Origin of the sequence: Pseudomonas fungipugnans, from assembly GCF_029955235.1 — a bacterium.
In the GTDB taxonomy this organism is placed as follows: Bacteria; Pseudomonadota; Gammaproteobacteria; order Pseudomonadales; family Pseudomonadaceae; genus Aquipseudomonas; species Aquipseudomonas fungipugnans.
Window position 1 is genome coordinate 1252302 of sequence record NZ_JARBWL010000001.1, and the last position, 18222, is coordinate 1270523.

Genomic DNA, 18222 nt, shown 5'->3' on the forward strand with positions numbered 1-18222 from the left:
AGCGCTGATCCGTACAAAGAGCCGGACAGCAAAATTCAATAAAAAAATGACACCGAGGAGCATTACATTGAAAAAACAACATCTCGCGACCGCTATCGCGCTGGCCGCGCTGTCTCTTCATGCTCAAGCAGATGATGCGGCCAAGCCACAGGGGTTCCTGGAGGACAGCAAGCTGGCCCTCAGTACCCGCACCTATTACTACGAGAACGATGATCACTCTGCGGGTGCAAACAACCAACGCGAAACCGCTGAAGTGCTGAAACTTGACTACAGATCCGGCTTCACCCAAGGCATGATCGGGGTCGGTGTCGACGCTCAGATGCTCTACGGCCTGCACCTCGATGGCGGTCCGGGTCACCACCCAGGTACAGGCAACTCATTCTGGCCAAGCGAGCGCGACAACTCGGCTGAGGACGACGTGGCCCGTGGGGACGCAAACGTCAAATTGCGCCTGTCCAAAACTGAATTGCATGTGGGTGGCGCTCTGTTTCCTCAGTTGCCAATCATGATGGCGACCGACAGCCGCGCGATGCCGCAAAACTTTGACGGCGCCATGCTGACCTCCAGGGAAATCGACAACCTGACGCTGAGCGCTGGTCAGCTGGAACACTCCACTGGCCGCGCATCGACCAACAGCACGGCGCTGTCGGTGGCAGGCGCAACCGAGGGCAGCAACCAATTCCGTTATGCCGGCGGTGACTACAGCGTCAACAAAAACCTGACCTTGCAGTACTACTACGCCAACCTGGAAAACTTTTATAACCAGAACTTCCTGGGCTTGATCCACGTACTGCCACTGGGTGACGACCAGTCCTTCAAGACTGATCTGCGCTACTTCAACAGCAGCTCTGACGGCAAGAACAGCAGCGGCGCCGCCGGTTACGCGTTCAACAACAACGGTGGTTACGCCAAGCACGCCAATGAAGTTGATAACGTCACCTGGAGCACCATGTTTACCTACCAGTTGGGCGGTAGCAAATTCATGCTTGGCTATCAGAGCGTCAGTGATGACGGTGGTTTCGTCATGCTGAACCAGGGCAACGTCACCAAAGACGGCAAGCCTTTGGCGGCTAACGGTTCCAACAGCGAAGACAACGGCGGAACCAGCTTCTACCTGTACACCAACTCCGTGATCGGCAGTTTCATTCGAGCAGGTGAAGACACTTCATTCGGTCAATACACGTACGACTTCGCGCGAGTCGGCATCCCCGGCTTGAGCGCTTTCGTCAACTATCTGCGTGGCGACAATATCAAGGACAAGACACTTGCTGGCGTAGACCACACCGAATGGGAGCGTGACGCCGGTGTCGACTACGTGGTTCAGAGCGGCTACCTGAAGGGCTTCGGTACAACACTACGCACTGGCAGCTACCACTCGGGCGGAACCGGGGTCGCGAACCAGGACCAGACCCGTCTGATTTTCAATTACACCTACAACTTCCTGTAAGCGCGCTGATCGCCTAAAAAAACCCGCTTGGCGGGTTTTTTCGTTTATGTGGGTGTTGGTTGTGAGGACATTATTTCCAAGCGTCCGCCCCACACACCTTGCGTGATTAGACCGCCCCTCGTGCTTGAATAATTCAAGCGCACAGGGTGTTCTGCTCCACGTATTTCTTCGCGCAATCCGCCTCGGAACTTCCCTTCAAATTGATGTCAATATGATGGCGAATCACCCTGCTATCTCAGCGTGAACCCACAGCGCCCGGCTGCCCCCTGGCAAATCATGGAAGTGTGCAATGAGACTAATCCTCGCAGTGTTGTTGATGTTCAGCGGCTACGTTTACGCCAGCTGCGACAACATCAGCAATGATGATCAGCGTAACTACTGCAAAGCCCGGGAAGGCCGGGGCGGATGCCAAAACATCAAGGATGATGACCAGCGCAATGCCTGCAAAGCGGAAACAGAAGGCACTGGCGACTGTGGAAATATTCGCAACGATGATCAGCGCAACTATTGCAAGGCCAAGCAGGGCTCGGGGGGCTGCCAAAACATCAAGGATGACGACATGCGCAATGCCTGCAAAGGGGAAACAGGGGGCAGTGATTGTGGAAACATCCGCGATGATGACCAGCGCAACTTTTGCAAGGCCAAACAAGGCTCGGACAGTTGCAACAACATCAAGGACGATGGGCTGCGTAATCAGTGCAAATCCATGCAGCACTGATTGGCACAGGTTTGATTTCAACTAACAAGAACCCGCATCGCTGCGGGTTTTTTATAAGCTGTTCTACCCTCTACCTCGCTTCCCGATCACATCAAAAGTCCCTTCACCATAGGCACACACGCCAATTGGTGTGGCGCGTCTGATTTCGAACATTTCATTCTCCTTCAGCCATCGGTGGACGGAGAACAAAAAAGCCCCGTCCATTTCTGGCGGGGCCTTGGGTGCTTACGTCAAATCCTGTGAACGCATGACCTCATGGCCCGCCAGAGGCGGTCATGGGGGAGCACATCATGTTCATACGACATCATGTTCATACGGAATGTGTTGGTCATGGGCAAAGAATGTTTTGGATGAGCCGGGTTGTCAATTCTGCTTTGCCAGAAAACAAACCCAGCGCTGATTTGTCCAGGCATTCAGGTGCGCCGCTAAAGGTCAGCGCACACTATAAAGTTCAGAAGTTGGCCGGCGTGTTGGCACTGATGATCTCCGCCTCATCCGCCCCGATATTCCTGAACCGATGCGGCAACGTCGTCGGGAAGTAATACCCATCCCCGGCATTCAACACACTCACCTGCCCGTCCACCGTCAGCTCGACCGTCCCCCGTGTAACCAGCCCACACTCCTCCCCCTCAGCGTGCACGATCGGCTCTTCCCCGGAACTCGCTCCCGGCGCGTATTGCTCGCGCAGCAAGCGCATCTGCCGGCTCGGCACGGAGGCGCCGATCAGCAGCAGGCGCAGGCCGTCGCGGCCGAGGTCTGGCTGTTCATTGGCGCGAAATACGTATTGGTGTTCGCGCGGTGGCTGGTCGAAGGTGAAGAAGTCCGCCAGGGACATGGGGATGCCTTCGAGCAGTTTCTTGAGTGAACTGACAGAGGGGCTGACGCGATTTTGTTCGATCAGGGAGATGGTGGCATTGGTGACGCCGCTACGCCGGGCCAGCTCACGCTGGGAGAGTTTGTAGCTTTCGCGTACTAGTTTGAGTCGTGAGCCCGTGTCCATTGACTGCCTTATGTTGAGATCGACTTAAGGGGTAATGGGGGTGGATGGCGGGCGACTTTTGGCCGCGTGGAACACCGCTTCCCTGTCCCGGAACCTTGAAAGGCGGGTATTAAATCATGTTTGTGGGTGTTGCTCAGCAGGTTCGATGAATGGTGGTGGAAAAAGGGTGTTGAGCCTTGGTGGGTGGGGCTTGTGGGGTGTCAGGTGGTATTGATGCAGGCTGACAGTCCGTCTTCGCGGGCAAGCCCGCTCCCACAGTTGATTGCGGTCGGGCTCAAATTTTGTGTCCATCTCCCACAGTTGATCCTCAGTGAACATAAAATTGGTGTTCGACACAGATCCCGTGTGGGAGCGGGCTTGCCCGCGAAAGCGGTGGGTCAGGCACATTGATGCTGAATGTGCTGCCGTCTTCGCGAGCAAGCTTTCTCCCACAGGGTTATGCGTGCGACTTGAGGTTAGATACCGAACCGGTCCCGTAGCGCGTAATACGCGGCACCCATCGCGGTCAGTGGCGCCTGGAACGTGCGGCCGCCGAACATCGGCATGTGTGGCAGTGAGGCGAAGGCATCGAAGCGCTCGGCGTCGCCGCGGATCATTTCCGAGATGAGTTTGCCGGCCAGGTGCGAGCAGGTCACGCCGTGGCCACTGTAGCCTTGCATGTAGTAGGCGTTTTTCTCGATGCGGCCAAATTGCGGCATGCGGGACATGGTCAGCAGGAAGTTGCCGGTCCAGCGGTAGTCGATCTTCACGTCTTTCAATTGCGGGAAGGTCTTGAGGATTTTCGGCTTGATCAGTTGTTCGATGTCGTCCGGCTCGCGAGCGCCATAGACCACGCCACCGCCGTACAACAGGCGGTTGTCGGCAGTGAGGCGGTAGTAGTCGAGCAGGTAGTTGCAGTCTTCCACGCAGTAGTTGTTGGTGATCAGGCTGCGGGCAACTTTTTCCGACAGCGGCTCGGTGACGACGATTTGCGAGCCGCACGGCATGCTTTTGCGTGTGACGCGGTTGTCGAGATCCTGTGGCAGATAGGCGTTGCCGGCAATCAGCAGGTATTTGGCGCGAACCACACCTTTGGCGGTGCGCACGGTGATCGGTTCGCCGTAGGTGATTTCCACCGCCGCCGATTGTTCATAGATTTTGCCGCCCAGACCGATGATGGCCGAGGCTTCGCCCAAGGCCAGGTTCAGCGGGTGGATGTGGCCGCCCTGCATGTCCAGCAGGCCGCCGACGTAGTTGTCGCAACCGACTTCGCGCTTCATGTCGTTGGCATCGAGCAGGGTCAGGTTTTTGTTGCCGTAGCGCTCCCAGCCACTTTTCTGCTCGGCCAGGCCTTTGAGCTGTTTCTTGTTCAGCGCGGCGAAAATACCGCCCGGACGGTAGTCGCACTGGATGTCGTAGTGCTGGATGCGCTGACGAATGATGTCGGCGCCTTCGAAGATCATGCTGCCGAGCACTTCGGCGGTTTTGTCGCCGTAGCGTTCTTCGATGACATCGACGTCGCGGCTGTAGGAGTTGACCAGTTGCCCGCCGTTGCGACCGCTGGCGCCGAAGCCGACTTTGGCGGCTTCGAGCACAGTTACGCTGTAGCCGGCCTCGGCGAGGAACAGCGCCGAGGACAAGCCAGTGTAGCCGGCGCCAATCACACAGACGTCGCATTCCACCAGTTCTTCAAGCACCGGGAAGTCGCCGATGCGATGGGTGGTGGCGGCGTAGTAGCTGTTTACATGAGTCTGTTTCATAGGTTTCTCCGAGGGCCGCCGGTACGTGCCGGCAGCCACCGCTTTAATAGGTTAGAGCTTGATCCAGGTCGCTTTGAGTTCGGTGTATTTGTCGAACGCGTGCAGCGATTTGTCCCGACCGTTACCCGACTGCTTGAACCCGCCGAACGGCGCAGTCATGTCGCCGCCGTCGTACTGGTTGACCCAGACGCTGCCGGCCCGCAGGCCGCGAGCGAAGGTGTGGGCCCTGCTCAGGTTACGGGTCCAGACGCCTGCGGCCAGGCCGAAGATGCTGTCGTTGGCAATCGCCAGCGCCTCTTCCTCGGTGTCGAAGGTGATCAGCGACAGCACCGGACCGAAAATCTCTTCCCGGGCGATGGTCATGGCATTGGTCACGCCATCGAAAATCGCCGGTTGCAGGTACAGGCCACCGGTTTCTTCGAGGGTGCGGCTGCCGCCTGCGATCAACTGCGCGCCCTGGTCCTTGCCGACCTGGATGTAGCGCAACACGTTGTCCAGTTGGCGTTGATCGACCACGGCGCCAACGGTGGTTGCCGGATCGAGCGCATGCCCCGGCTTCCAGGCTTGCAGCGCTTCCACCAGCAGTGGAATGAACTGCTCGCGGATCGAACGCTCCACCAGCAAACGCGAACCGGCGGTGCAGACTTCGCCCTGGTTGAAGGCAATGCCGCTGGCCGCTGCCTGTGCTGCCGCGCGCAAATCCGGCGCGTCGGCGAACACCACGTTTGGACTCTTCCCCCCTGCTTCGAGCCAGACGCGTTTCATGTTGCTTTGCCCGGCGTAGATCAGCAGTTGCCTGGCAATCGCCGTGGAGCCGGTGAAGGCCAGCACGTCGACGTCCATGTGCAGCGCCAGCGCCTTGCCAACGGTGTGGCCGTAACCCGGCAGGACGTTGAACACCCCTGCGGGGATGCCGGCGTCCAGCGCCAACTGGGCGATGCGGATCGCGGTCAGTGGTGACTTTTCCGAAGGCTTGAGGATGAACGAGTTACCCGCCGCCAGCGCCGGGGCGAACTTCCAGCTGGCCATGATCAGCGGGAAATTCCACGGCACGATGGCGGCCACCACACCGGCCGGTTCGCGAGTGATCAGGCCCAACTGATCGTGGGGCGTGGCGGCGACTTCGTCGTAGATCTTGTCGATGGCTTCGGCAGTCCAGCGGATCGCGTTGGCGGTCGCCGGGATGTCGATGGCCATGGAGTCGCTGATCGGTTTGCCCATGTCCAGGGTTTCGAGCAGTGCCAGTTCTTCCTGGTTGGCCAGGATCAGGTCGGCGAAGCGAATCAGGGTGCGCTTGCGCTCGGCCGGGGCCAACCTGGACCAGACGCCGGATTCGAAGGTGCGGCGCGCAACGGCGACGGCTGCGTTGGCGTCGGCTTCATCGGTGCTGGCGACGTTGGCCAGAAAACGGCCGTCGACCGGGCTCAGGCATTCGAAGGTGTCGCCGCTGAGTGCTGCGACGTACTGGCCATCGATGAAGGCCCGGCCTTCGAGTGTGAGGGACTGGAAGCGTTGTTCCCAGTCGCTGCGAGTGTTTGTCATTGTTGTGACTCGACGCAGAGGAATAGTTGATCTTCAGTTTAAAACTTGAAATGCAATCCCCTGTGGGAGCGGGCTTGCCCGCGATAGCGGTGTGTCAGTCACCATCAATATCGACAGTAATGACGCCATCGCGGGCAAGCCCGCTCCCACAGGGATTGATGGTGTGTGCATACGTTGTCACACACCTTTCATCTTTAAATGATCGAGGTTCAGACCATCAAACGGTATGCAAATACCAGTTGTACTCAAGGTCGGAGATGGAGTTCTCGAACTCCGCCAGCTCGCTTTCCTTGCACGCCACGAACACGTCGATGTACAGCGGGTCGATGTATTTGGCCATGACTTCGCTGTCATCCAGCTCGCGCAAGGCATCGCGCAGGTTGTTCGGCAGGCTCTGTTCGTTCTGCTCGTAGCTGTTGCCTTCGACCGGTGGCCCAGGCTCGATTTCGTTGGTCAGGCCGTGGTGAATACCGGCCAGGACCGAGGCCATCAGCAGGTACGGGTTGGCATCGGCGCCGGCGACGCGGTGTTCGATGCGCACCGAATCGGCGGAACCGGTCGGCACGCGTACCGCTACGGTGCGGTTATCGATGCCCCAGCTCGGCGAGTTCGGCACGTAGAACTGTGCGCCGAAGCGGCGGTACGAGTTGACGTTCGGGCACAGGAAAGCCATCTGCGCCGGCAGGGTCTCGAGCACACCGCCGATCGCGTGACGCAGTGCGGCGTTCTGCTCGGGATCCTCGCTGGCGAAGATGTTGTTGCCTTGCTTGTCGAGAATCGAAATATGTACGTGTAGACCATTACCCGCCTGGCCCGGATACGGCTTGGCCATGAAGGTGGTGTCCATCTCGTGGTCGTAGGCGATGTTCTTCACCAGACGCTTGAGCAGCACCGCGTAGTCGCAAGCCTTGATCGGGTCGGAGACGTGATGCAGGTTGACTTCGAATTGCGCCGGGGCGCTTTCCTTGACGATGGCGTCCGCCGGGATGCCCTGCTCTTTCGCGCCTTCAAGGATGTCTTGCAGGCAATCGACGTATTCGTCCAGGTCGTCGATCAGGTACACCTGAGTCGAGTGCGGACGTTTGCCGGACACCGGCGAGCGTGGTGATTGCGGACGACCGTTCACGTTGTCCTGATCGATCAGATAGAACTCCAGTTCGAACGCCGCACAGATGGTCAGGCCCATGTCATCGAACTTGCTCACCACCTGACGCAGCACTTCGCGAGGGTCGGCGAAGAACGGCTGGCCTTCGAGTTCGTGCATGGTCATCAGCAGTTGCGCAGTCGGGCGCTTCTGCCACGGCTCGATGCTGAGGGTATTGGGGATGGGAAAGCAGATTCGGTCTGAGTCGCCGATGTCCAGACCCAGGCCGGTGCTTTCCACCGTGGAACCGTTGATGTCCAGAGCAAACAGAGAGGCCGGGAGGTTGATGCCTTTTTCGTAGACCTTATGAAGACTGGTGCGCTCGATGCGCTTGCCGCGCACCACACCGTTCATATCCGCAATCAGAAGGTCGACGTACAAAACCTCAGGATATTTCTTAAGGAATGCGTTTGCTTCGTTGAGTTGAACGGCACGCAGAGGGACCGACATGATGCACCTATTAGCTGTTAATTATTATGTTCACTACCCTGTCACGAGCCCAGTCAATCCGAAAGGCAAAGTGAAGTCAATAGCGAACACATGGCCTTTCAAGGCTTATTTCAGGGGCTTTTTTGGGCACGAGAGTGCCAGATCCGACGCCAGAGCCGCGCAGTCCCTCAGCTTCGGACGATCGGCGTTTAGAATTTTTTACATGAGAGTTGTTAATTAAAATCAACAAGGCTAAGCTCCGGAAAAGCTCGTTCAAGTGTGAAACTTCGAGGTGATAAAAATGGCATTCAAGCCATTGATCGGCGTTACTGCGTGCGTCAAACAGATTGGCCTGCACCCCTACCACGTCAGCGGCGACAAGTACTTGCGTGCTGTCAGCGTCGCGGCCCTGGGGTTGCCCGTGATCATTCCTTCTTTAGGCGACCTGACCGAAATCGATGATCTGCTCGCGCAGCTCGACGGTCTGTTGCTGACCGGCTCACCGTCGAATGTGGAGCCCTTTCACTATCAAGGCCCGGCCAGCGCTCCCGGCACGGATCACGATCCGGCGCGGGATGCCACCACCCTCCCTTTATTACGTGCAGCCATCGCGGCGGGCGTTCCGGTGCTCGGCATTTGCCGGGGCTTCCAGGAAATGAACGTGGCGTTCGGCGGCAGCCTGCACCAGAAGGTGCATGAGTTGCCCGGCATGCTCGATCACCGCGAGGCGGACAGCCCGGAGCTGGCGGTGCAATACGCACCGGCGCATACGGTCACCGTGCAACCGGGCGGTGTATTCGAAGCGCTGCAGTTGCCTGGCGAATTCAGGGTCAATTCGATTCACAGTCAGGGCATCGACCGCCTGGCGCCCGGCCTGCGCAGCGAAGCGATTGCGCCGGACGGCTTGATCGAGGCGATCTCGGTGGAGCACAGCCCGACCTTTGCTGTCGGCGTGCAATGGCACCCGGAATGGCAGGTGCTGTCGAACCCGCCCTACTTGAGTATTTTCCAGGCGTTTGGCGATGCGTGCCGGCGACGGGCCGAGTTGCGTAACCAGCGCTGATTCAAAAAAACAAATTCAATCCTTTACTGCCCCCGTGAGCCAGACGGGCGTGCCTTTGCGCGCCGGTCACTCGCGACAACAACACACCGCGATAACAACAAGTACTACCAGGCAGCCAGGACGGCGGCGCCGAATAAGCCTGATTGGAATGGGTCAGTGATTCAAACGAAAAACCCTGTGGGAGCGGGCTTGCCCGCGAAAGCGGTGGATCAGCCAACGATGATGTCGACTGACACGCAGCCATCGCGGGCAAGCCCGCTCCCACAAGGGATCAGCGTTTCGATTGACTGGCATTACCTGACACGGGCTTGCAATCAACTATTAAGTCAGGCCACGTTGGCCCGACGACTGAAACCTGTTGGGAGTTTCACATGGCAAACGCCTCCAGCACTTACAGGAAGGCTCTTGAAGGTCACCAGGCACCGAAAAAGGTGTTGGTGAAAGTCGACCGCGTCACCAAGAAATTCGACGAAACCACCGCCGTGGATGACGTCTCGCTGGAAATCCATCAAGGCGAAATCTTCGCCCTGCTCGGCGGTTCCGGCTCCGGCAAATCGACCCTGCTGCGCATGCTCGCCGGTTTCGAACGGCCGACCGAAGGCCGGATCCTGCTCGACGGTGTCGACATCACCGACATGCCGCCCTACGAACGGCCGATCAACATGATGTTCCAGTCCTACGCACTGTTCCCGCACATGACGGTGGCGCAGAACATCGCCTTCGGCCTCAAGCAGGATCGTTTGTCCGCCAGCGAAATCGACGCCCGTGTCGAAGAGATGCTGCGCCTGGTGCACATGACCCAATACGCCAAACGCAAACCCCATCAGTTGTCCGGTGGTCAGCGTCAGCGTGTGGCGCTGGCCCGTTCCCTGGCCAAGCGTCCGAAGCTGCTGCTGCTCGACGAACCGATGGGCGCGCTGGATAAAAAGCTGCGCTCGCAAATGCAGCTGGAACTGGTGCAGATCATCGAGCGGGTCGGCGTGACCTGCGTGATGGTGACCCACGACCAGGAAGAAGCCATGACCATGGCCGAGCGCATCGCGATCATGCACCTGGGCTGGATTGCCCAGATCGGCAGCCCGGTAGACATTTATGAAGCGCCGGTCAGCCGCATGGTCTGCGAATTCATCGGCAACGTGAACGCCTTCGACGGCACCGTGGTAGACGATCAGGAAGGCCACGCGATCATTCACAGCCCGGACCTGGAGCAGAAGATCTACGTCGGCCACGGCGTCAGTACATCGGTGCAAGACAAGTCGATCACCTACGCCATCCGCCCGGAAAAAATGCTGGTCAGCACCCTCAAGCCCGAGGTCCTCTACAACTGGTCCCGAGGCAAGGTGCATGACATCGCCTACCTTGGCGGGCACTCGGTGTTCTACGTCGAATTGCCGGGTGGCAAGATCGTCCAGTCGTTCATGGCCAACGCCGAACGCCGTGGCGCGCGGCCGACCTGGGACGATCAGGTCTACGTGTGGTGGGAAGACGACAGCGGCGTGGTACTGCGCTCATGAAAACCTTCAATCAGCAATTTCTGAGGCTGGTCCCCAGCGGGCGCAAGATGGTGATCGGCATTCCGTTCATCTGGCTGTTCCTGTTTTTCATGCTGCCGTTCTTCCTGGTGATGAAGATCAGCTTCTCGGAAGCGGCGCTGGCAATTCCGCCGTACACCGAGATCTACAACTTCGTCGACCAGAAACTGCAAGTGCTGCTGAACCTGGGCAACTACGCGCTGCTGACCCAGGATGAGCTGTACATCTCGGCTTATCTTGGCTCGTTGAAGGTGGCGTTTTTCAGCACCTTGATGTGCCTGGGCATCGGCTTTCCGATGGCGTATGCGATCACCAAAGCGAGCAAGGAAGCGCAAAACGTCCTGCTGTTGTTGATCATGATGCCGACCTGGACCGCGATCCTGATCCGCGTCTACGCGTGGATGGGCATCCTCAGCAACAACGGTTTGCTCAACGCGTTTCTGATGTGGAGCGGGCTGACCGATCACCCGATCGAGATCCTCAACACCAACACCGCCGTCTACATCGGGGTGGTGTATGCGTATCTGCCGTTCATGGTGCTGCCGCTGTATGCCAACCTGGTGAAACACGATGGCAGCCTGCTGGAAGCCGCCTCGGACCTGGGTTCGAGCAACTTCAACAACTTCTGGAAAATCACCGTGCCGCTGGCCAAGAACGGCATCATCGCCGGCTGCATGCTGGTGTTCATTCCGGTGGTGGGTGAGTTCGTGATTCCGGAACTGCTGGGTGGCCCGGAGACGCTGATGATCGGCCGTGTGCTGTGGCAAGAATTCTTCAACAACCGCGACTGGCCGGTGGCATCCGCCCTGGCAGTGGTGATGCTGTTGATCCTGATTGTGCCGATTCTGCTGTTCAACCGCAGTCAGGCCAAAGAGATGGAGGCACGGGGATGAAACGCTTCGGATTTTCAAAGTTCATGCTGATCTTCGGCCTGACGTTCATCTACCTGCCGATGCTGATCCTGGTGATCTACTCGTTCAACGCCTCCAAACTGGTGACGGTGTGGGGCGGCTGGTCGGTGAAGTGGTACGTCGGCCTGCTCGACAATACGCAACTGATGGGCTCGGTGGTGCGCTCGCTGGAAATCGCCTGCTACACCGCGATTGCCGCAGTGGCGCTCGGTACGCTGGCGGCATTTGTGCTGACCCGCGTGACACGCTTCAAGGGTCGCACGCTGTTCGGCGGTTTGGTCACCGCACCGCTGGTGATGCCGGAAGTGATTACCGGTCTGTCGTTGTTGCTGTTGTTCGTGGCGATGGCGCAACTGATCGGATGGCCACAGGAGCGCGGCATCGTCACCATCTGGATCGCCCACACCACGTTTTGTGCCGCCTATGTGGCGGTGGTAGTCTCCGCCCGCCTGCGCGAGCTGGACCTGTCCATCGAAGAGGCTGCCATGGACCTCGGTGCCAAGCCGTTGAAGGTGTTCTTCCTGATCACCATCCCGATGATTGCGCCATCGCTGGCGGCAGGCGGCATGATGTCCTTCGCCCTGTCTCTGGATGACCTGGTGCTGGCGAGCTTCGTCTCCGGCCCTGGCTCCACGACCTTGCCGATGGAAGTGTTCTCGGCGGTGCGTCTGGGTGTGAAACCGGAGATCAACGCCGTGGCCAGCCTGATTCTGCTGGCAGTGTCCATCGTCACATTCATGGTCTGGTACTTCAGCCGCAAGGCCGAAGCCAACCGCAAACGGGCGATTCAGGAAGCCATGGACCAGACGGCCAGCGAATCGTGGCAGCAACCGGCCAAGCAGCGAGTTGCAGCGACGGTTTAGGACTAAAGCTATCGAGTTAACTGTGGCGAGCGGGCTTGCTCGCGCTGGGCAGCGAAGCGGCGCCAAGACCTTTGATCCTGGTGTATCAGACGCACCGCGCAGGATGGTTGTGCGACTGCTTCGCAGCCGAGCGCGAGCAAGCTCCCTCGCCACAGGTTTTGTGTTTTATAAAAAGAAAATGGAGTTGTACCGATGAAAATGTTTGCCAGGACTCTGCTGACACTGTCCTTGTTGGGCACGATTGCCACCGGCGCCCAGGCCAATGACAAGGTACTGCGCGTCTACAACTGGTCGGATTACATCGCCCCGGACACCGTCAAGAAGTTCGAGGAGGAGACCGGCATCCGCGTGACCTACGATGTGTTCGACAGCAACGAAACCCTTGAGGCGCGCCTGCTGGCCGGCAAATCCGGGTATGACATCGTGGTGCCGTCCAACAGTTTCCTGGCCAAGCAGATCAAGGCCGGCGTCTATCAGACGCTGGACAAATCGAAGCTGCCGAACTGGAAAAACCTCAACCCGGTGCTGCTGAAAAACGCCTCGGCGAGCGATCCGGGCAACGCCCACGCGTTCCCGTACATGTGGGGTTCGATCGGTATCGGCTTTAACCCGGACAAGGTCAGGGAAGTGCTCGGGGCCGATGCGCCGACCGATTCCTGGGACCTGCTGTTCAAGCCGCAAAACGCCGCCAAACTGAAAGCCTGCGGCATCAGTTTCCTTGATTCGCCCACCGAAATGCTGCCAGCCGCCCTGCACTACCTGGGCTACCCGGTGAACTCGCAGGACAAGGCACACATCGCCGAAGCCGAAGCGCTGTTCATGAAGATCCGGCCATCGGTGGCGTATTTCCACTCCTCGAAATACATCTCCGACCTGGCCAACGGCAACATCTGCGTGGCGGTCGGTTATTCCGGCGACGTGCTGCAGGCCAAGGCGCGCGCCAAAGAGGCTGGCGGCATGGTGAAGATCGACTACAGCATCCCCAAAGAAGGCGCCGGCAGTTTCTACGACATGGTTGCCATCCCCCGTGATGCCGCCAACGTCGACAACGCCTACCTGTTCATGAATTTCCTGATGCGCCCGGACATCATCGCCGAAGTCACCAACAGCGTCGGCTACAGCAACGCCAACGCGGCGGCGACGCCATTGGTGGATGAAGCGATTCGCAACGATCCGGGGTCTTACCCCCCGCAGGAAGTGATGGCGACGCTGTATGCCATTCCGGACATGCCGATTGGCATTCAGCGGGTGATGACGCGTGGCTGGACCCGCGTGAAACTCGGCAAGTAATTCACTTGGCATCACGGGTGAACCTGCTGCCGCCTTCGCGAGCAAGCTCGCTCCCACAGTGGTCCGGGGTGGACCACAGACAGGTGAACGACGCGAATCCCCTGTGGGAGCGGGCTTGCCCGCGATGAGGCCCTGACATTCAACACAGGTATCAACTTCCCCCCTCTTCCGTTCACGCAGCGCCTTACCACCGCTGCACCTTCTGCGAACGGCCTCACCTGGCTCCCTCGGTCAAGGTGAACTTCGGCGCCCTCGGGCGCCTTTTTTGTGGGCAGCCTATAGTTGATGGCATTCCCGTCAACTGGAGCGCACCCATGCGCCAGATCATCAGCAAAGAGCCCTGGTGGGCCGTGCCGCCACAACCCGGTCAGGACGAGTCCGATCTGGAATGGGGTTGGCTGGTTCATTACAACGAAGGCGAGCCGCGTTTCGAGTTTGTCCGCGAGCGCCCCTCGGACAGCGAGATTCAACATCGCAAGAGTTGCAGGATCACCCCGTCAGCGGAGTGACCCTGCCATGGCTCAAGCCTGGACGATTATCTCAAAGCCGCCAAACACCATGCGCTGGCCATCGAACGGCATCGGATTGACGTCCGGCTGCAGGCGCGGATCGGCCATCAGTTTCTGCATGCCGGCATTGCGGGTCGCTTTGTCCGGCCAGACGATCCAGGAAAAAACCACCGTTTCATCAGGCTTGAGTTTCACCGCCATCGGGAACGACGTCAGCTTGCCGTCGGGCACGTCATCGCCCCAGCATTCGACAATGCTCAGGGCGCCATTTTCCTTGAAGATTTCGGCGGCGGACTCCGCGTGTTTCTTGAATTTTTCGCGATTGGCAGTGGGTACGGCAACAATAAAGCCATCTACGTAGGACATGGTCGTGTCTCCTGCAAAGGTTGACCGGTCAGCGCAGCGCAACCCTTGTGGGATTTGCGTGCCCTGACTTACCGGGTTCAGGGGTCCATCTGCTGGATAGTCGAATCGGGCGGCCCCGGATCGACAGTGCCCTCGCCCGACCCGACCGACGGTTCAAGGCTCGGCTCGACGCTATCACCCAGACGACCCTCGATCTGCCCCGCCATGTACAACGTACCGGCCATCACCCCGGTGGACGGGTCTTTCACCAGCTTCCACCAGGCCTTGTCAAAGGTGTTGCCCAGGCTGCTGCGGATCAGCGCTTCGCTGTCCGGCCGGTCACTGGCCTGGATAATCGCGCGCACCCCCGCTACCCCTACGGTAATCAAACCGCCAGCCAGTTTCCCGGCCACGGCCGCCACCGCACTGGCCGCACCGCGTGGAGCCATTTCGGCTTGCATGCGCTGGCTGGCGCGCTTGGCCACGGGCGCCATGGTCGAGTCGGTCGAGGCAACGCCTTTGTCGCCGCCGGCCTTGTGGATCTTGTCGATCAGCGCGGCGTAGGCCGGCAAGGTGTTCAGCGGTTCGGTGTGCACCAGCTGATACAACGAAGCGTCCCGCGTCGGGGGCGGTCCGAGGGTGATCACCGGGATTTTCTGGATATGGTCATTGAGTTGCGCCATTGGCACACCGTTGCGTTGGGCGATAGCCGGCAGTTGCTGAGCGATGAGCTGCACGTAAAACACCGTGGCCTGACCGAGGATCGCCTCCGGATCGATCTCCAGCGCCACGGGCGCCAGTACTTTCTTTTGATATTCCTCCAGCAGGTAGGCCGCCAGACGCTTGGTCGCGGCATCCTGCTCGCCGCCAGCGCTGACAGAGTACCAATCGACTTTCATCGACAGCCATTCCTGGGTCCAGTAACTGCTGAACCAGGGGATGAATTTTTCCTCGGTCTGCTCGTAGACCCGCGTGCGCCAATGCTCCATCGACGTCTGGGCAAAAAACCTGGCTTGTTCGGTGGCCTTTTGCGAGACGCTGACGATGTCGCGGTCCACCTGTTGCCAGGTGGCAGGCGACACCACCACCGGCGCTTCCACCGGCGCACGGGCCGACGTGGCGCAGCCCGCCAACAGCACCAACAGCACGGCGACGATCAGCGAACGGGGGTTCAAGATCGTGGTGTCCCTGGAGCCTGCCCCGGGCGGGTTGCCCAAGGTTGATCAGCAGGGTGGAGTATAGGTGGCCCGGATTTGATGTGTTCTCACTGGCCCCATCGCGAGCAAGCTCGCTCCCACAGGGGACAGTTATGAACTGAAGATTGATGCCCGCCGCCAAACCCCTGTGGGAGCGAGCTTGCTCGCGATGGGGCCATCAGCCTCAACAAAAAAACCAGACCATCATTACCATCGATTTCCACCATCGCCACGAATGCCTTCCGCCACACATCAGCCCGGCGCACCCTCTTCTCATACCGCCCCGAAACGCTCACCGAGGAGCCTCCATCATGATCCACACCGTCACCCTGGCTGTGAGCTTCCCGGTATTTGGCAGCAACTACTACGCGCAACAGGTCGTCTCGCGCAAAGAGATCGCGCTGGTGTTCGACAAGGAATTCGAAGCTCTGCTGATGCCGGCAGCGGCCAACCACTTCAGCAACGAAGTGGTCGGCTTCAATGATCAGTTCCGCTTCTTGAATGACGTCCTGCTTGACCACTTGCTGGAAAGCGAACTCGCGCGGCGCCCGGCCCGTCCGTTCACGTTCCAGATCACGCCTTAAACTGCTGGCTCGCCACCCTGCGACGGGCCAACCTCATATTTCCTGCCGGCCCGAAGCGCATGACGCAGCTTCAGGGCCGGTTTTTCTACGAAATAGTAGGAAATACCGCTCAACACAAACGCCAGGATCAACACGGCCGCAACGATATGGGCGTCATAGGCCACTGGCCAGAAAGCGCGCAAAAAGTACATCACCACAAAGTGATTGAGAAACACGCCATAGCTGATGTTGCCGAGGAACTCGTCAATCCGGTGATACCCGAGACGGGTCAACAGGTACACAGCCGGGATGTCCAGCGCGATGCCGGCAGTCACCTCCGCGTTGAACGGCCGGCGTTCGATAAGTCCGGCCATGATTGCCGCAAACATCAGGGCCGCGACCAGCGCCGTGCCCAGCGCAATCGCCAGGCCCTTGCCCTGCGGTTTGTACAGATAACTGCCGCACAAAAAGATGAACAGCACGCCCGGCAGCAGCCGGTAGCCGTACACATCGGTGTTGATGTAGCCCAGGCACGCGACCATGAAAATCACGGTCGACAGCGCAAATGCCACGCCGCGAGCCTTGAAGATGATCAGGAATGGAATGACCAGGTAGAAACACACCTCCAGCCCCAGCGACCAGGCGGCAGGCAGGATCTGTGTCCCGCCAACCCCGAACATGTAAAACCCGAGCGGCAGCATCGCCAGGCCCTGGGCGATGGTCTTGAACGTCAGCTCGGCGGCCTGCGGCGTGCCGGGCAGCAGGTAGTAGATCACCGCGCAGGAGGCGACGAAGTACAGCAGGAACTGCGGGTACAGCCTCAGGGCCCGGTCCAGGTAGAACAGCGGGATTTTCTCCGTTGACGTGTAATTGCGCTCAATCAGCGAGGTCATCACAAAGCCACTGATCAGCAGAAAGGAAATGACGGCAACCACGCCTGGGTTGAGCCCGAAAAGGGTTTTCCCCATATGTGAAACGGCCACCAGAACGGCCAGCAACAGTCGATAAGCGCCCACTTGATTCCCTGATGTGCTTGTAGTTATGGCGCGTAAATTACGATGCTTTGCGCTCGCGGAACAGGTTTTTCGAGGCGCACCTCAGCCACACCTTGCAAAATTGTCATTGCCCTATCACCTCCCCGCTATCTTGCGGCTGCAACGATATGACCCGGCACACCGACGCAAGGGCAATCCACTTGCGTTGAACAATAAAACCAAGCCGAAGAATGTTCGTTCTGCCGAACCTCAGGAGTGATTGATGGTTAACCCCAAGAAATATTCGATGGCCGCCCTGGCCATGGTGGTGAGTTCCGGACCGTGCGCCAGGCCACCACCCGTGCCACGGCGTTCGAATCCGACCTGGATGAAGTGCGCCTGATCGTCGAATACCCGCTGGCGATTCTCTAGTTCTGCACATTCACCTTTAGAAGCTCCTTGCTCCTTTGGAAAGAGGTGAATTTTTTGGGCGTCCTTTGGGGCGCCCTTTTTTTATGCCCGGCCCTCAAGAACAACGATACCCCCTGTGGGATTGGGGGTTGCCATGGATCTGCGCAGGCCTAACCCCCGCGCACACGACAATCCCCCGCCACCGTGTACCTGACGGTATTGAGCTGCCCCTGCGAGTCCTCATAAGTCATCGCCGCCGGCACTGCCGCGCAGGCCTTTTGCGGGCGTACCACGCTGACCACCCTGACCACATCCAGCGTCATGCCGTACTCAAACGCCTTGACCACCGGCGCGCGCTTGCCCTGACTCGCGGCGTACTGCGCCATGGACTCGGTGTTGGCGCTCATCATCCGTTCGAACGCCCTGTCGCCCCCGCCTTCAGCCAGTGCGCTGGTGGACATCAGCAACATCCCGGTCAAACCAATCACATTAATCATCCGCATGTTCAGCACCTCGAAGATCAAACCGTCGGCATAAAAAAACCCA

Annotated in this window: 17 protein-coding genes and 1 pseudogene; 9 read left to right on the forward strand and 9 right to left on the reverse strand. The window is 59.0% G+C overall.

Annotation, left to right across the window (positions count from 1 at the left end):
* Positions 1-67 precede the first annotated feature (67 nt).
* The gene (locus POF45_RS04980) at positions 68-1447 is read left to right on the forward strand and encodes an OprD family outer membrane porin (RefSeq protein ID WP_282315244.1); all 1380 of its coding nucleotides are present in this window, start codon (positions 68-70) and stop codon (positions 1445-1447) included.
* 295 nt (positions 1448-1742) lie between these two features.
* On the opposite strand, the gene POF45_RS29750 is transcribed toward POF45_RS04980, so the two are convergent.
* The 5 genes from POF45_RS29750 to POF45_RS05005 all read right to left on the reverse strand — a co-directional run bounded on the left by POF45_RS29750 (position 1743) and on the right by POF45_RS05005 (position 8040).
* On the reverse strand, positions 1743-2186 hold the full coding sequence (locus POF45_RS29750) for a hypothetical protein (protein WP_349016864.1): 444 nt from the start codon (positions 2184-2186) through the stop codon (positions 1743-1745).
* A gap of 430 nt (positions 2187-2616) precedes the next feature.
* Positions 2617-3165 carry a cupin domain-containing protein gene (locus POF45_RS04990; protein ID WP_259494883.1) on the reverse strand — a complete coding sequence of 183 codons (549 nt, stop codon included), beginning with the start codon at positions 3163-3165 and terminating at the stop codon, positions 2617-2619.
* A 455-nt stretch (positions 3166-3620) separates the two neighbouring features.
* Complete coding sequence (locus tag POF45_RS04995) at positions 3621-4904, reverse strand: NAD(P)/FAD-dependent oxidoreductase (protein ID WP_259494884.1); 1284 nt, start codon at positions 4902-4904, stop codon at positions 3621-3623.
* 51 nt (positions 4905-4955) lie between these two features.
* Complete coding sequence (locus POF45_RS05000; protein ID WP_282315245.1) at positions 4956-6446, reverse strand: aldehyde dehydrogenase; 1491 nt, start codon at positions 6444-6446, stop codon at positions 4956-4958.
* A 217-nt stretch (positions 6447-6663) separates the two neighbouring features.
* Positions 6664-8040, reverse strand: a complete 1377-nt coding sequence (locus POF45_RS05005; RefSeq protein ID WP_282315246.1) for a glutamine synthetase family protein — start codon at positions 8038-8040, stop codon at positions 6664-6666.
* 280 nt (positions 8041-8320) lie between these two features.
* Here POF45_RS05005 and POF45_RS05010 point away from each other — a divergent pair, with 280 nt between their 5' ends.
* The 6 genes from POF45_RS05010 to POF45_RS05035 all read left to right on the forward strand — a co-directional run bounded on the left by POF45_RS05010 (position 8321) and on the right by POF45_RS05035 (position 14187).
* Positions 8321-9082 (forward strand): gamma-glutamyl-gamma-aminobutyrate hydrolase family protein, encoded by a 762-nt coding sequence (locus POF45_RS05010; RefSeq protein WP_259494888.1) that lies wholly within the window; start codon positions 8321-8323, stop codon positions 9080-9082.
* A 371-nt stretch (positions 9083-9453) separates the two neighbouring features.
* Positions 9454-10596, forward strand: coding sequence for an ABC transporter ATP-binding protein (locus POF45_RS05015; protein ID WP_259494889.1), 1143 nt, complete (start codon positions 9454-9456; stop codon positions 10594-10596).
* Complete coding sequence (locus POF45_RS05020; RefSeq protein ID WP_259494890.1) at positions 10593-11507, forward strand: ABC transporter permease subunit; 915 nt, start codon at positions 10593-10595, stop codon at positions 11505-11507. Before POF45_RS05015 ends, POF45_RS05020 begins: the two co-directional genes overlap by 4 nt.
* On the forward strand, positions 11504-12388 hold the full coding sequence (locus POF45_RS05025) for an ABC transporter permease subunit (protein ID WP_259494891.1): 885 nt from the start codon (positions 11504-11506) through the stop codon (positions 12386-12388). Before POF45_RS05020 ends, POF45_RS05025 begins: the two co-directional genes overlap by 4 nt.
* Positions 12389-12580: 192 nt before the next feature.
* Complete coding sequence (locus POF45_RS05030; protein ID WP_259494893.1) at positions 12581-13678, forward strand: polyamine ABC transporter substrate-binding protein; 1098 nt, start codon at positions 12581-12583, stop codon at positions 13676-13678.
* A gap of 314 nt (positions 13679-13992) precedes the next feature.
* Positions 13993-14187, forward strand: coding sequence for a hypothetical protein (locus tag POF45_RS05035; RefSeq protein WP_259494895.1), 195 nt, complete (start codon positions 13993-13995; stop codon positions 14185-14187).
* A gap of 12 nt (positions 14188-14199) precedes the next feature.
* Here the strand turns inward: POF45_RS05035 and POF45_RS05040 are convergent, their stop codons facing one another.
* Positions 14200-14553, reverse strand: coding sequence for a DUF1428 domain-containing protein (locus POF45_RS05040; RefSeq protein ID WP_259494897.1), 354 nt, complete (start codon positions 14551-14553; stop codon positions 14200-14202).
* Positions 14554-14630: 77 nt separating this feature from the next.
* Positions 14631-15707, reverse strand: a complete 1077-nt coding sequence (locus POF45_RS05045) for a hypothetical protein (RefSeq protein WP_282315247.1) — start codon at positions 15705-15707, stop codon at positions 14631-14633.
* Positions 15708-16039: 332 nt separating this feature from the next.
* Between POF45_RS05045 and POF45_RS05050 the strand changes: the two genes are divergently transcribed.
* On the forward strand, positions 16040-16312 hold the full coding sequence (locus POF45_RS05050) for a hypothetical protein (protein WP_259494899.1): 273 nt from the start codon (positions 16040-16042) through the stop codon (positions 16310-16312).
* On the opposite strand, the gene POF45_RS05055 is transcribed toward POF45_RS05050, so the two are convergent.
* A complete protein-coding gene (locus POF45_RS05055; RefSeq protein WP_282315248.1) occupies positions 16309-17307 on the reverse strand; it encodes an acyltransferase family protein in 999 nt (332 codons plus the stop codon). The two genes, POF45_RS05050 and POF45_RS05055, sit on opposite strands and share 4 nt — an antisense overlap.
* Positions 17308-17607: 300 nt before the next feature.
* Between POF45_RS05055 and POF45_RS05060 the strand changes: the two are divergent.
* Positions 17608-17697 (forward strand): annotated as a pseudogene (locus POF45_RS05060) (hypothetical protein); the annotation flags it as partial.
* Positions 17698-17846: 149 nt separating this feature from the next.
* On the opposite strand, the gene POF45_RS05065 reads toward POF45_RS05060, so the two are convergent.
* On the reverse strand, positions 17847-18179 hold the full coding sequence (locus POF45_RS05065) for a DUF2790 domain-containing protein (protein ID WP_259503204.1): 333 nt from the start codon (positions 18177-18179) through the stop codon (positions 17847-17849).
* Between the last annotated feature and the right edge of the window lie 43 nt (positions 18180-18222).